Raw genomic sequence first — 13,518 nt, 5'->3', positions numbered from 1 at the left:
AGGCAAAGCCTATTCTGTTTTTCTCTATTTGTCGAGCTTGTCTTTGATTACCTGCGCCTGCCGAAGTAGCTCGTCCAGCTTTTCCCTGCTCAAGTATTCTCCATCATTCACAACCGCAAAAATATCCTGCGTGGCGCTGATGTCTTCCAACGGATTACTGTTAAGGATCACCAGGTCGGCCTGCATGCCGGGAGCGATGCTGCCCAGGTTGTCCTGCACATTGAAAAACTTCGCTCCATTAACAGTTGCAGTTTGTAAAATCGCCAGTGGCTCAAGTCCCGCCTCCTGAAACAGCACCAGCTCTTCGTGAAGCGACTGCGCCGGGTACACGAAAGTGTTGAGTGCGGCAGCATCGCTACCTGCAAGAATCGTAACCCCCGCTTTGTGCAGGTAAGGCAACTGCTCCGCAATAAGCTGGTAGCGGTCTTTTCTTGCCTGATTCTGTTCAGAAGTTTCGCCGGCCATTCTGTCGATTCTCCATTGGTATTTGGAAGTAAATCTGGTGGTCAGGTACTTCAGGTAATCGTCGTTTTGATGGTCATTTTCGTCGAGGTAGGCAAGCTGCTTCCCGCCAATAAGCGTCGGCGTAACTGCCACACCCTGCCTGGCAAGCATTTTATACCCGGCAAAGGCAGTATCCTGATTAAACGTGCTATTGTACAACGCTCCAGCGTCAGTCCTTGCTAATTTTCCTGACCTGATGCTGTCCACAATGGCACTATCATCGCTGCCAAGCCTCAGCATGTAGCTGGCGTGCTCTATGGCAGAAAATCCCGCAGTCGCCAGTTCCTCTACCGACAGGTCATAAGGAACATGTCCGGTGACTTTGTAGCCTCGCTTTTTTGCTTCCTTCACACTTGTCAAAAACAGATCACCGGGCAACGTATTTTCCGTGATTTTCACAAAGTCGACGTTGTATGCATCGAGCTTATCGAGCATTTGCTGCAGCTCCTCTTTATTGGCTATTTCGAGGTCGCCTTTCCAAATGGAATTAATCCCTTCCAATTTCCTTCCGGCTGTGAAAATCTGTGGCCCAAATAGCTGGTCATTGTTGATAGAATCTCTCCAGGCAAGCACCAGCTCTCCCAAATCGCTGGCGCAATCCCTCACTGTCGTAATTCCATAAGCAACGTACAGTGGCAGCAGTGCCCTGTTATCCTCCACAAGGTCTTCGCCTTCAATGTGCACATGCATGTCCCAAAGGCCGGGAATGACATACCTGCCCCCGGCATCAAAAACATCTTTCCTTCCTACCAAAGCCGACAACTCACTGCCGTCTCCAATACTTACAATTCTTCCACTGTCGATCAAAATGGCTTTCTCCCTTTCCACATTGCCCGACATGACATCAACCACATGGGCATTCAGAATCACTATGGCCTCGTCGGATACACCTGGCCCAGTCGGTTGGCACGCCCCAAGTGCAACGACTGCCAGTAGAAAAAAGAAAGAGTTTTTCATGTCAAATGATGTTACGTTCTCAAAGCTACAAAGTGGGCGGTCAATGAATAACATCATTTGACCATTTAGCACTAATCAAGTTTCAGCGGCATAACGACTGTTAACAAAACGATCACTTGGTTTATAAAAAGCGAAGAATTAGCTTTTGACGTAAATCAAATTTCCATGCAAACCATACTCGGAGCCAACGGGGCCATAGGCACAGAGCTCGCCAAAAGTCTTACTTCATACACCAAAGACATCAGGCTTGTTAGCCGTAACCCAAAGAGGGTCAACGAAAAAGATGTCCTTCATCCGGCAGACCTGACAAGGAGAGACGATGTTTTTGAAGCAGTGAAAGGCAGCGAGGTGGTGTACCTCACCGTGGGCTTCAACTACGACATTAAAGTGTGGAAAGCAGTTTGGCCGCCGCTGATGAAGAATGTGCTGGATGCCTGCGAAGAGTATGGCAGCAAGCTGGTTTTCTTCGATAATATTTACGCCATCGGGAAAGAGCATATTCACCACATCACGGAAGACTGCCCGATAAGCCCATGTAGCAAAAAAGGAGAAGTAAGGGCCGAGGTTGACAGGCTGGTGCTCGCTGCCATGGACAAAGGAAAAGTGCCCTCTATCATTGCTCGAAGCGGCGATTTCTTCAGCACCATGCGAGGCACCAGCATGCTGATGATCATGGTGTATGACAACCTCATCAGGGGAAAGAAAGCCCAGTGGTTTTGCAATGCTAAGGCCAAGCATTCGATGACGTATTGTCCTGATGCAGCCAAAGGCACTGCAATGCTGGGTAATACGCCAACAGCGTTTAATCAAATATGGAACCTTCCCACAGACAAAAATGCGTTGACGGGCGAGGAGTGGGTAAAGCTATTTGCGACCATCATGGGCACTTCCGACAAGTGCCAGGTGCTTCCCGGTTGGGGAATAAAAGCCCTGGGTATTTTCATGCCTATCATGAAAGAGCTTCATGAAATGAGCTATCAGTTCGCTTCGGATTATTTCTTCGACAGCGCCAAGTTTGAAAAGTTCTTCAACTATGTTCCTACCAGCAATGAAGATGCGGTGAGAGAGACGGTGGCAGCGCTGAAAAATATCAAGGGATAGGTTGCCTAAGAGTAAATCAACTCAAAAGCGCTCTGGTACGCATCGGTGGCCGTACAATGCTCCACCAACTGGTTGTAGAAATTGTTAGAGCCGAGGGTGGCAGAGTCTCCGATCATGATAAGCTGTCGTCGTGCCCTGGTCATGGCTACGTTGGTCCGGCGAATGTCTTTCAGAAAGCCTATTTCACCATCTTCATTGGAACGGGTGAAGCCAATAAAAATACTGTCTCTTTCCTGCCCCTGAAAGGAGTCGACGGTGTTCACGTCAATCAAGTCCAACAGTTCCTTACTTAGCCCCTTCTGCAGCAAAACCTCTTTTAGTAGTTCAATCTGGGCCTTATACGGCGCAATCACGCCAAATGTAATTTGGTTCGAAAGCACATACTCTTCGCCCATGGTTTCAATATTGGCAAGCAACTGATCGATCAGCAACCGGCCTTCCTCCTCGTTATAGGTACTTCTCGATTCGGGATTTACCTTCTCCTGATAGCCGCAACCAGCTGTATCGATGAACTTCATAATGGCCACATTGGGCAGGGCCTCTCTCTCAATGGCAGAAGGAGCAGCTTGCAACTTATCGTTGTAGAAGAATTTACTGGGAAAAGCCATGATCTCTGGCTTCATCCGATACTGTTCTTCCAGCATCACATCAGTCGAATGATAACCAACGTTCTTTTGAAAAAGGGTGTTCTCCAGCCCTTCCTTGGCCGCCTCAAACGACTTTACCGTAGGTGGCAGCTGCTGGTGATCGCCAGTCATAATCACCCTGTTCGCTTTCAAAATCGGAATCCAGCAAGCAGGCTCCAGGGCCTGTCCGGCCTCATCAATGAAAACAGTTTTAAACACCCGATCCTTCAGGAGATAATGATTGCTACCTACCAGCGTGCAGGCGATTACCTGAGCATTGTCGAGCAGCGAACTGGTGATGTAGTTCTCCAGCATGTCGGCCTCGTCCCTAAAGCGGCCAGCCTCCTGCAGCAACAGCTTTCTCTGCTGGCGCTCCGCATGGCCAAAGTTTCGTTTGTATTTAAAAGCCACATTTCGGTACTCCTCGTACTTCTTGCGAACAGTCCGCAATTCCTTGAAGCTATCGTGCGCCGCTATGCGGGCATCAAGGCTATTTTCTATTACTCTGTTGGTTACCCTGGCCGGGTGGCCAAGTCGAAGTACATTGATGCCTTCCTCCGCCAGCTTTTCTACCATCACGTCGACTGCAGCATTGCTCGGCGCTGTCACCAGCACCTGCTTCTCCAGCTTCACGACTTCTTTAACTGATTGAATGAGCGTGGTGGTTTTGCCTGTTCCCGGAGGGCCGTGGACGATGGCCAAATCCCTGGCCTCTATGATCACTTCAAGGGCTTTATTCTGAATGGCGTTTAACGAGGGTAGCACTGGCGCAAAGGCTGGCTCCCGCTGTGGCGACTTTTTGCCCAGCAGTATTTCACATAGATCAAACAGTCTGCCTGCCTCCTGCTTACCCAGCACTTTAAGTGTTCGCTCCATCTCCCTGTAGGAGGCTTCATCGAACATCAGGTCAATGCCCAGCTTGCCATCATTGATCCAATCAGGCAGGTCATCGTCGTTCAGCACGATACCCATCTTACTTTTGCGCACATATTTAATCACACCCGTGATGGCACTACTGCCCTTGTCCTTTTCACCGGTGTTTGCATAAAAACTGACCGTGCCACCACCCTGGAACATATGGGCTTGCTCAAGGTCGGTCGTTTTTTCCAGCTCCAGTACAAGCTTCTCCCCTGTACCAATGTGGTGAGAGTTCACCACCACAGGATACCAGCAAACCCCTGACTTCTTTTTCTCAGGAATAGCGGTATAAAGAATTTTGTCTTTGTACTGCTGCAGGTCTTCCTGCCATTCTTTTCTAAGGAGAGAGGTGAGGTTGGTGAAGTAAGATTTGGTATCGGTCATTGAAAGCGGATTGACGGGGCAAAAGTAGTGAAATGTTTCCCCCGCCAGGCTTTTTCAACCATTTTTGTCAGGCAATTGCCCCACACCTCACAGAATAGATGGCCCCCAAATCAATTTAACTATCCAGGAATTAGTTTTACCCAATCGCCCCCAAATCCAGCGGCAACTTCCTCACCCTCACCCCTGTCAGATCAAAAATAGCATTGCACAGCGAAGGTGCCACATTGGCCAGGCCGGACTCACCGGCGCCTTCGGGCTTTTCCTCATTTTGAAGGATGTAGGTTTCGCAAGGTGGGCATTCTTCGAAAACAAGCATGTTGTAGTCGTGGAAATTGGATTGCGCTACTGCGCCGTTCTCCAGCCTAATACCGCTTTTGAAGGTAGCCGTTAACCCCATCACTATGGAGCCCTCGGTTTGGGCCCGTACCGTGTCCGGATTGACGCAGATGCCAACATCCACCACGGTGGTGATTTTCACCGGCTTCACTTTTCCATTTTCCTTTTTCGCCTCAATGACCATCCCGGTAAATGCGCCTGACCGCTCAAGAATAGACACTCCACGTCCGACTCCTTCTTCCTTTGGCGCATACCAGTTAGTTTTTTCTGCCAGAGTTTGTAGCACCTTCGTGTATCGGGGGTGGCTTTTAAGCATATCAAGTCTGAAATCCAGCGGATCCTTTCCTGCGGCTATGGCCAACTCGTCGATAAACGACTCGTGAGCAAAACAGTTGGTGGTGTGATACACGGCCCGCCAATAGGTAATCGGCACATAGTGTTTCTGCAGCACACCACTTATCCGGAAATTGGGAATCTCGTACTCTGTATTGATGCCCCCCATGAGCTGCCGACCAGCTTCCATTTTGTCGCTAGTCTGGTTTTGGATTTCCTGAGCCACCACTTTATGCTCCAGCGTCACAACTTTTCCGCCTGCCACTTTTCCCCGGCAAACATTCAAAGACGCTGCCCGGAAAGGCCCCTGCGTGAGGTCGTCCTCTCTGGTCCACACCACTTTAACCGGCGCTCCTACCTGCAACGAAATATCAGCGGCTTCTTCCGCTACATCAGTCATTGACCTTCGACCAAAGCCGCCGCCCATAAAGGTGTAGTTAATGGCTACATTTTCAGGGTCGATGTTGAGCTGACGTGCCAGTTGTGAGCGTATGCCGTTTGGGTTTTGCGTTGAGCCCCAGAACTCTGCTTTGCCATCCTTTATGCTCACCGTAGCATTCATTGGTTCCATGCAAACATGGCTCTGATAGGGCGTTTCATAGGCCGCTTCCACCACTTTTCCTTCACCACCAACGCTGCTCACATTTCCAGCTTCCGCCAATGAAACTCCCTCGTTAGCGGCATCGACTTTATACTTCTTGAGGATAGTAGCTGATGAGTTGTTCTCAAGACCGCCGGAGTCCCATTTGACTTCGAGGGCTTTCCTTCCCTGGTTCGCTGCCCAATAGTTGTCGGCCACCACGGCCACACCCTCTCTGGTATGCCCCCATACATTCCTTTGCGTTTTCACCACCGCCTTTACACCCGGCACCGCTTTAGCCTTTTCGTCATTGAAGCTGATTACCTTTCCCAAAAACACTGGTGACCTTTCCACGGAGGCGTAAAGCATTCCTGGCACCTGAATATCAAGTCCGTAAACAGCAGATCCATTTGTCTTTACCGGAATGTCTCTTCGGGCTGTAGACTGCCCGATCACCTTGAAGTCAGCAGGTGCTTTCAACGGAGGGCTTTCCGGCGGCGTCTGTTTTGAAGCCTCCTCCACCAGCTCTCCGTAGGTGAGCTTTTTGCCAGAGTTATGGATGATCTCACCCAGACTGGCTTTGCATTCGCTCACCTCCACCTGCCACCTGTTAGCTGCCGCCTGTTTCAGCATTTCACGGGCGGCAGCTCCCATGTTCCGGAGGTTGGCATATTCTGTCTGAATACTCCTGCTTCCCACGACCATTTGGCTACCATATCTTTTCTCATCAGCGGCCGAGGGCAATATTTCAATTTGCTCCACATCCACTTCCAGCTCCTCAGCCAGTATCATAGGAATGGCCTGAAACGTACCCTGCCCCATCTCTGGCCGATGGTTGTAAAGCAGCACCCGCCCGTTTGTGTTGATAACAACAAACTGATTGAGGGATATGTCGGAGCCCCCGGCAGGGTCAATTGTTGTAATTTTGGAATCGCCACCTACCCCAGGCGAGCAGCCTACTGCCAAAAAAGCTCCTGAAACGGCAGTTAGCCTTAGAAACTCTCGTCTGGGAAGCTTTCCTGACCTTTCTTGTGTGTTAGTTGGTATCGTTTTCATATGGGCTAGGCTTTCTGGTTGATTTCAATGGCCTTGCTAACGGCCTTTTTTATGCGAACGTAAGTGCCGCAGCGACAAATGATGGGCGACATATAAGCACTGACCTGCTCCTCACTGGGCTGCGGATGCTTTCTCAGCAAGGCCGCAGCTGTCATAATTTGGCCCGACTGACAATACCCGCACTGCGGCACCTGCTCTTCCTGCCATGCTTGCTGAACAGGATGGTCGTTATCAGCCGACAAACCTTCGATAGTCGTTATTGATTTCCCCGTGGCGCCCGAGACTGGCGTAACACATGAACGAACCGGCTCGCCATCGATATGGACGGTGCAAGCGCCGCATTGCGAAATGCCGCAGCCAAATTTGGTTCCTGTCAACTGAGCGAAGTCACGAATGGCCCAGAGGAGAGGCATTTGCGGATCGACCTCCATAGGGTAGTCTTTGTTGTTGATGCGAAGGGTGAGAGATGCCATGATCAGACTTTTAGTATGCTTTAAGTTAGCCATTTAACCGGAGAAATTAAAAACCACAGCCATCCAGTCGCTATTCCTCTCTTTCAGCATTCACACCTGCATGCCATAACCAAAAATCAAATTCATTTGTCTTTATGTAAAGTTAACTTTACTTTTAGTCTTCTTTTAACGACTAATTATGTAAATCATGCAAAAATCGATTGTTCCAAGTTGTCTATATCCGTATTGGACGAAAGCCCTTGGTGGGGTCACCATCCTTTTTGGACTCATCGTCTTCCTTCACAGACTTACCGAGTATCAAATAATGGACTTTGCAGGACTCAGCTTTCCTGTTGCTATGGGCCTTGTTATGATTTTTTTCTCACGGGAGAAAGTTTATGATGAAAGAATTGCCTATCTCAAATTCAGGTCATTGGCCGCAGCAGTGCCTTTAGGTGCCGTGATAACAATGCTGATTAATTATGTTCGAAACTATCAGGGCTACTCCATTGAAACAGATAGCTGGTATTCCATTTCGGCCTTTGAATACCTTTCAATCACGCTCATAATTGCTATTGGGTGGTTTCAATATTTAAGGGTAAAGGAATAGCTACATGACAAACTCAATAAAAGTAGAGCGGGCCAGGCACAATTTCACCCAGGCTGATCTGGCTCACAAAGTGGGAGTTTCTCGACAAACCATTAATTCCATTGAGACCGGGAAATTTATCCCCTCCACGCTCTTATCGCTCAAGATTGCCCACGTGTTCAATGAGAAAGTTGACAATATATTCTCCCTGGAGGATGACGATTGGGAAGCATAGCGCCTTGCAGATCAGCTATTTTAAGAGTGTCGCCAGAGAGATGAAACGGAGTACTAGTCTTTGATCAAGCGGAAATTCTGGGGATTACTCTTTAAACCCGATGCCCCGAGTGGTCATAAAAAAGCAAAAGGTCCAAGCCTAACCCGGCCGGGCGAGACGCATTGAACCAGTTTTGCTTTTTTTTGACCACAACGAAACATTCAATCCCCAGAGATACAGATTGGTCCCTAGTCTTTGATGAGATATTTCTGCACTTTTTTCTTCAATGCATCTTTGTCAGCCGATACGTGGGGGTCGGAATAGATTTTGGTGATGAGATGGTACAGCACATCTTCGTTGTAGCCCATTTTGGAGGCCATCTTGGCGCAATAGGTAATCTCCTCCTTGTATAGTCGACCGTCAATCTTCATGAGTTGCACTACACGGTACATGTACTCGTACTTCTCGTCGTCTGTAAGGTCAGCAAGGTTGCCTACTTCATGAGTCTCGTCGAAGGCAGTGGCAATATCTTCCTCAGTGAGCCCATTGGCTTTTCCTACCTGCCTTATCAGGTCAATTTCATCCTGCGACACGACCCCATCTATTTTGGCCAGCTGCACCAAAATCTGGAGCTGTGAACGGGACATATACTGACTTGTAACGGTGCCCATGGCGGATTGACTAGTACTGCTTAGGTCGAACTAACTCGCTTCCGAGTTGTGAACCAGTAAAAATAACAAATTATGTGAAATTAAAAGGATATCAGCGAACAGGAGCACGTAGTTGTTTTAAAAATGCTTTTCTTTATTCATTAAGTACAAAAACCTAACAGGGGAATGACTAAAATCTGTCAATGAAATGAATTTTTTGGCCCATATACATCTTTCCGGCCCCGAAAGGGACATTCAACTGGGCAACTTTATTGGTGACTTTGTGAAAGGTAACCAGCTCACAGAGTTTCCTACCCCCATCCAGGTTGGCATCATGCTCCACCGGCACATCGACACCTATACAGATACCCACGAAGTGGTGAGAGAAAGTAAGTTAAAACTGCGGGAAGATTTTGGGCACTATGCCCCCGTTATTGTTGACGTTTTTTACGACCACTTTCTGGCAAGGGACTGGCAAAAGCATCACTCACAAGATTTGAAATCGTTCACTGAAGATTTCTACAAGTTGGCCAAATCGAGAGAAGCTGACCTGCCACCAAGAGCCTCAAAAATGCTGAGTTACATGAGCGCCGATAATTGGCTGTACAACTACCAATTCATAGAAGGTATTAAATGGACCCTTACCGGCATGTCGAGGCGCACTTCATTCAACTCGCACATGGAGCTTGCCCACAAAACACTTGAAGCGCACTACGACTCTTTCGAAAAAGAATTTAACATCTTTTTCCCTGAACTCATCCATTCATCTAATCAATTCCTTGATGAGCTCAAAAACAGGTTTTCCTTGTAACTTTGCGCCATGATTGTTTGCAAACCTAAAATTAATACTTACTTCAGTATTGCCGTTTTTGAAGTAGTGGCCGGCGGCCTCCTCGGGCTTATTTATTACCAACTGCCTAACATGGGTCAGTGGAAGTGGCTGGGTCGCTTGCTGCTTCCTATTCTTATAGGCATTATGCTGGCTATCCTTATCAAAGTGATTTGGTCGCTCAAAAACGTGAAAGTGGCCAAAGAACGTTTTGAAGTGTTTTTCCCCATTAGGCGAAAAAAATTGACCTACACAGGCAAGAATCTCCAAAAATGGAAGGAGGAGACAATCAAAACGGCAGGAGGGGTTTACAAGGAAGTAACGCTTATATTTGATGACGGCAGGAAAATAAGCGTGAGCCAGCAGGAGCACACCGACTACGCACAGCTGCTAAAATATATGCATCAAAAATTCAGCAGGGCAAAAACATGAAGGAGGTATTACTTGTGGGCGCAGGCGGCTTCGCCGGGAGCATAGGGCGCTACCTTTTGGCTCTTGCGGGCACCAAATGGCTTCCAATGGAGTTTCCTTTGGGCACTTTCACTGCCAACGTGTTGGGTTGCTTTATCATCGGCATACTCATTGGCGCCGGCGTGAAAACTGAATGGATGACCAGAGATATGTTTCTTCTCCTCGCTACGGGATTTTGTGGTGGATTCACCACCTTTTCAACCTTTTCCGCCGAAAATATCAACTTTATTACCACAGGCCATTACCTGATGGCGGCGTTTTATTTTCTTGGAAGTGTGATCATGGGCTTCCTGGCTGTGCTTTTTGGTATGTCGCTGATTAAATAAGTGGCACTGCAACTATCTGCGACAATTACGTTATTATAATACATATGGCTTTATAGGCTGATAAGATTAATCAAATACCATTGTAACAACACATAACCCTAATTCAATTGCAAAAACTTTTTGATTTTACAACGATTATAAGAGAGGCCTGGCACGAATACGATCCCAGCCAATGCATCAAGTCCATTGCGGACATAAGTGCAAAAGTCTCTACCAATTATGTATACCGAGTAAAGCTAGAAGATGACAGCCTGGTGATTGCCAAGCTTTCCTATTTTGGGCGTTACCAGCACTTTGTAGAGGATCATACCATCATCAACGCCCTGGCCAACAACCTGCCCGACCCTTTTGAAAACTTTGTCGCAAAGTCACTCACCAAGCACGGACAGCTATTTACCTACCGGTATCAAAACAGCCTTCTGGATGCATGGGTTGTGTTTTATAATCCCATAAAAATTGATCAAAAGCCTCCCAAAAGACTTAACGAGACTCAAATTGGCATTTTGGGTGAAGAGCTGGCCAAATTTCACAAGGCCTGTAAAAAAGTCAGAAATACGCTACCCCGCAACTTCAAGCAAGCCAAGGACGACCTTGATCAGCTGGTGGAAATACTTGACACTGCCCCTGGCCGCTTTGAATACCGTGGTCAAAGAGACACCATTCTTCAGCAGTGCGAAATGCTTTATGAGAACAGCGATAAGCTGAAAGCTCAAAATTTTGATACGATTCCTGTTTTTATCGACTGGAACATCGGAAACTTCTCCGTCACCAAGGACTTTCGGTTTTATTCCCGCTGGGACTACGACTGGTTTAGGATGAGCAGCAGGGTCATGGACTTCTACTTTTTCAGCCGGGTAACGTCAGATATCGGAGATCGTACTATCTTTAGCTATCTGATTGATCCGTTGATGGAAGATCGTTTCTTGATTTTCCTTAAAGCCTATCATGCAGTTTACCCATTATCCAAAGATGAAGTTTTATTCATGAAGGAAGCCTACCGCTTTTTCATCCTCAACTATGTTGTAAAAGATGGTCGCTATTTCTTTCATGAGCTTTATTCCAGTCGCTTGCGGCAGGAAGCCTTCGAAATTTATTTTCCCAGCCTGGACAAGACCTTTGATGCTGATAAGATCTGCCGGGCATTAAATCTGTAGTTGATGCGTATTAGAAGTTTTAAGTCAGTTGTTTCAAAATACAAAACGGTCTTTTTCGATGCATTTGGGGTGTTGAAAAACTATAAAGGACTCATCCCTGGTATAGAAAACACCTTCACCTACCTGGAAGAACAAGGCATCAATTATTTCATCCTCACCAACGATGCCTCCCGAAGCCCGCTGCAACTGGCCGAAAAGTACCAAAAGCTTGGTATACCCAATATTACAGAAGACAGGATAGTGTCGTCGGGTATGCTTGCCAAGGAGTACCTTACTCTGAAGGTGAAAAAAGGATCGGTTGCCTTTCTGGGCACGGAAGAGTCGGCTCACTATATCGAAACCAATGATTTGAAGACAGTTCCCATTTCCCAGCTGGATATTGACAACGCCGATGATATTAATGCGCTGGTGTTTCTCGACGACGAAGGATTTGATTGGAACCATGACATCAATAAAGTGGTGAATCTGCTGAGAATGAAGAATATTCCGGCTATTGTAGCTAATACGGACTATGCCTACCCCGTAGCAAAACACGAGGTGGCGATTGCAGTAGGAAGCCTGGCCGATATGGTGGAGACTATTGTGGGCAAACAATTTATAAGGTTTGGCAAGCCTGACGCACAAATGTTCAATTTTGCTTACGAGCATGCGATCAATAATGGTATGAAGGTTGGCAAAGATGAGATACTCATGGTAGGAGACACACTGATCACAGACATTATTGGAGGTAACAAATTTGGTCTGGATACTGTGCTTGTGCTAACGGGGAATATCTTGCCTGAGCAAGCGGACTTGAGGATCAAAACCACAGGCATTATCCCCACCTACATTTGCGAGTCGGCGGTGATAGAAAAAGAAGAATAGCCGAACACTCTTTAGTGAAAAATAAAGTAAAACCGACCTTTGATCGTCTTCATAAGTAAAACATTGTTAGCATGATAAAAAGCTTCGGTAAGGCTCCCGAAAAAGAGGTCATCAATCGATCGGATCAATACCAAAAAGGACGTTTTCAAAACCCGGTAAGCACCACCGCAGCGTCTCTCAAAGACATGCCTCATGTAATGGGGCGGTACATGAGACGAAAAACAGAGAAAGCGCCAACCAGTGCTTACAAATTTGAAGAGGCCAATCGTGACATCATCAATGTGCTGGACAAGACCGGCATTTACCTCAACTGGCTTGGCCATGCAGCTGTGCTCATTCACGCCGGAGGTAAATACTTTCTGCTTGACCCTATGCTGGGAGAAAGGGCTTCACCCTTCCAATGGATGGGGCCGAAGCGCTATGCCCCGTCGCCCATCGACCCGGGAAAGTTACCAGCCATAGAGGCAGTAGTGCTGTCGCACGACCATTATGATCACCTCGACTACCCGACTATCCTGGCCTTGAAGGGTAAAGTGAAAAAGTTTATTGTCCCAGTTGGCGTGTCATCTCATCTGGAGCATTGGGGGGTGCCGAAAGAAAATATTATTGAAAAAGATTGGTGGGAAAGCTTCGAGGGCGACGGCTATACTTTCACAGCGGCGCCAGCCCGCCACTTCTCAGGCAGGCTGTTTACCCGAGACAATACCCTTTGGTGCTCATGGGTGTTGAAGTTCGGAGAAAGCAATATCTACTTTGCGGGAGACTCTGGATATTTTGATGGCTACTCTGAGATCGGGGAAAAATATGGTCCATTCGATATGTCGCTCATGCCGATTGGCGCCTACGACCCAGCCTGGCACGATATTCACCTTAACCCGGAAGAGGCAGTCGAAGCATTTCTTCAGCTGCAGGGCGGGCAGTTCTACCCCACCCACTGGGGCACTTTTGACCTGGCCCTGCACAGTTGGTACGAGCCCATTAAATGGTTAAATGAATTGGCCGACACCCACAAAATTAAAACCGTGACCCCGGCTCCTGGTGAATGGGTGCATTTGTTCGACAACCCAACCGATAAGAACTGGTGGAGGAAATACTCCAGTGAGCTGAGTTTAAAGTGATAAAAGCAGAGTGGTGATAAAAAAACTGCCCTGTTTTCACTTTTGGAGCAAACAGG

At 47.6% G+C, this 13,518-nt stretch carries 14 protein-coding genes; 9 read left to right on the top strand and 5 right to left on the bottom strand.

Features of this window, described 5'->3' with window-relative positions:
• Positions 1–24: 24 nt before the first annotated feature.
• Complete coding sequence (locus tag RT717_RS00555; RefSeq protein WP_317489797.1) at positions 25–1,461, bottom strand: amidohydrolase family protein; 1,437 nt, start codon at positions 1,459–1,461, stop codon at positions 25–27.
• 165 nt (positions 1,462–1,626) lie between these two features.
• Between RT717_RS00555 and RT717_RS00550 the strand changes: the two genes are divergently transcribed.
• Positions 1,627–2,562 carry an NAD-dependent epimerase/dehydratase family protein gene (locus tag RT717_RS00550; protein ID WP_317489796.1) on the top strand — a complete coding sequence of 312 codons (936 nt, stop codon included), beginning with the start codon at positions 1,627–1,629 and terminating at the stop codon, positions 2,560–2,562.
• A 5-nt stretch (positions 2,563–2,567) separates the two neighbouring features.
• On the opposite strand, the gene RT717_RS00545 is transcribed toward RT717_RS00550, so the two are convergent.
• From RT717_RS00545 to RT717_RS00535, 3 genes are all read right to left on the bottom strand, one after another.
• On the bottom strand, positions 2,568–4,490 hold the full coding sequence (locus RT717_RS00545; RefSeq protein ID WP_317489795.1) for an AAA domain-containing protein: 1,923 nt from the start codon (positions 4,488–4,490) through the stop codon (positions 2,568–2,570).
• 136 nt (positions 4,491–4,626) lie between these two features.
• Positions 4,627–6,795, bottom strand: coding sequence for a xanthine dehydrogenase family protein molybdopterin-binding subunit (locus RT717_RS00540; protein WP_317489794.1), 2,169 nt, complete (start codon positions 6,793–6,795; stop codon positions 4,627–4,629).
• A gap of 5 nt (positions 6,796–6,800) precedes the next feature.
• Entirely contained in the window at positions 6,801–7,268 is a 468-nt protein-coding gene (locus RT717_RS00535; protein ID WP_317489793.1) for a (2Fe-2S)-binding protein, read from the bottom strand.
• A 187-nt stretch (positions 7,269–7,455) separates the two neighbouring features.
• On the opposite strand from RT717_RS00535, the gene RT717_RS00530 reads away from it, so the two are divergent.
• Both RT717_RS00530 and RT717_RS00525 read left to right on the top strand, forming a co-directional pair.
• Positions 7,456–7,857, top strand: coding sequence for a hypothetical protein (locus tag RT717_RS00530; RefSeq protein ID WP_317489792.1), 402 nt, complete (start codon positions 7,456–7,458; stop codon positions 7,855–7,857).
• Positions 7,858–7,861: 4 nt separating this feature from the next.
• Positions 7,862–8,071 carry a helix-turn-helix transcriptional regulator gene (locus tag RT717_RS00525; protein WP_317489791.1) on the top strand — a complete coding sequence of 70 codons (210 nt, stop codon included), beginning with the start codon at positions 7,862–7,864 and terminating at the stop codon, positions 8,069–8,071.
• 227 nt (positions 8,072–8,298) lie between these two features.
• On the opposite strand, the gene RT717_RS00520 is transcribed toward RT717_RS00525, so the two are convergent.
• A complete protein-coding gene (locus tag RT717_RS00520; RefSeq protein ID WP_317489790.1) occupies positions 8,299–8,697 on the bottom strand; it encodes a tellurite resistance TerB family protein in 399 nt (132 codons plus the stop codon).
• 211 nt (positions 8,698–8,908) lie between these two features.
• Here RT717_RS00520 and RT717_RS00515 point away from each other — a divergent pair, with 211 nt between their 5' ends.
• The 6 genes from RT717_RS00515 to RT717_RS00490 all read left to right on the top strand — a co-directional run bounded on the left by RT717_RS00515 (position 8,909) and on the right by RT717_RS00490 (position 13,462).
• Positions 8,909–9,511: an acyl carrier protein phosphodiesterase gene (locus tag RT717_RS00515; protein ID WP_317489789.1), complete on the top strand. Its 603-nt coding sequence runs from the start codon at positions 8,909–8,911 to the stop codon at positions 9,509–9,511.
• 9 nt (positions 9,512–9,520) lie between these two features.
• The gene (locus RT717_RS00510) at positions 9,521–9,961 is read left to right on the top strand and encodes a hypothetical protein (protein WP_317489788.1); all 441 of its coding nucleotides are present in this window, start codon (positions 9,521–9,523) and stop codon (positions 9,959–9,961) included.
• Entirely contained in the window at positions 9,958–10,326 is a 369-nt protein-coding gene (gene crcB / locus RT717_RS00505; protein ID WP_317489787.1) for a fluoride efflux transporter CrcB, read from the top strand. Before RT717_RS00510 ends, crcB begins: the two co-directional genes overlap by 4 nt.
• A gap of 107 nt (positions 10,327–10,433) precedes the next feature.
• Positions 10,434–11,480 carry an aminoglycoside phosphotransferase/kinase family protein gene (locus RT717_RS00500; RefSeq protein ID WP_317489786.1) on the top strand — a complete coding sequence of 349 codons (1,047 nt, stop codon included), beginning with the start codon at positions 10,434–10,436 and terminating at the stop codon, positions 11,478–11,480.
• 3 nt (positions 11,481–11,483) lie between these two features.
• Entirely contained in the window at positions 11,484–12,344 is an 861-nt protein-coding gene (locus tag RT717_RS00495; RefSeq protein ID WP_317489785.1) for an HAD-IIA family hydrolase, read from the top strand.
• Between the two features lie 71 nt (positions 12,345–12,415).
• A complete protein-coding gene (locus tag RT717_RS00490) occupies positions 12,416–13,462 on the top strand; it encodes an MBL fold metallo-hydrolase (protein WP_317489784.1) in 1,047 nt (348 codons plus the stop codon).
• The last annotated feature ends 56 nt before the right edge of the window (positions 13,463–13,518 follow it).

This window comes from Imperialibacter roseus, from assembly GCF_032999765.1.
GTDB classification, from domain to species: Bacteria; Bacteroidota; Bacteroidia; order Cytophagales; family Cyclobacteriaceae; genus Imperialibacter; species Imperialibacter roseus.
The sequence above is the reverse complement of the archived record's forward strand: the minus strand, read 5'-3'. Positions and strand labels throughout refer to the sequence as shown.

Excerpts from the sequence above, each read along its gene's own strand:
- RT717_RS00555 (WP_317489797.1), bottom strand. The coding sequence starts at position 1,461 with ATGAAAAACTCTTTCTTTTTTCTACTGGCAGTCGTTGCACTTGGGGCG.
- RT717_RS00550 (WP_317489796.1), top strand. The coding sequence starts at position 1,627 with ATGCAAACCATACTCGGAGCCAACGGGGCCATAGGCACAGAGCTCGCC.
- RT717_RS00545 (WP_317489795.1), bottom strand. The coding sequence starts at position 4,490 with ATGACCGATACCAAATCTTACTTCACCAACCTCACCTCTCTCCTTAGA.
- RT717_RS00540 (WP_317489794.1), bottom strand. The coding sequence starts at position 6,795 with ATGAAAACGATACCAACTAACACACAAGAAAGGTCAGGAAAGCTTCCC.
- RT717_RS00535 (WP_317489793.1), bottom strand. The coding sequence starts at position 7,268 with ATGGCATCTCTCACCCTTCGCATCAACAACAAAGACTACCCTATGGAG.
- RT717_RS00530 (WP_317489792.1), top strand. The coding sequence starts at position 7,456 with ATGCAAAAATCGATTGTTCCAAGTTGTCTATATCCGTATTGGACGAAA.
- RT717_RS00525 (WP_317489791.1), top strand. The coding sequence starts at position 7,862 with ATGACAAACTCAATAAAAGTAGAGCGGGCCAGGCACAATTTCACCCAG.
- RT717_RS00520 (WP_317489790.1), bottom strand. The coding sequence starts at position 8,697 with ATGTCCCGTTCACAGCTCCAGATTTTGGTGCAGCTGGCCAAAATAGAT.
- RT717_RS00515 (WP_317489789.1), top strand. The coding sequence starts at position 8,909 with ATGAATTTTTTGGCCCATATACATCTTTCCGGCCCCGAAAGGGACATT.
- RT717_RS00510 (WP_317489788.1), top strand. The coding sequence starts at position 9,521 with ATGATTGTTTGCAAACCTAAAATTAATACTTACTTCAGTATTGCCGTT.
- crcB (WP_317489787.1), top strand. The coding sequence starts at position 9,958 with ATGAAGGAGGTATTACTTGTGGGCGCAGGCGGCTTCGCCGGGAGCATA.
- RT717_RS00495 (WP_317489785.1), top strand. The coding sequence starts at position 11,484 with ATGCGTATTAGAAGTTTTAAGTCAGTTGTTTCAAAATACAAAACGGTC.
- RT717_RS00490 (WP_317489784.1), top strand. The coding sequence starts at position 12,416 with ATGATAAAAAGCTTCGGTAAGGCTCCCGAAAAAGAGGTCATCAATCGA.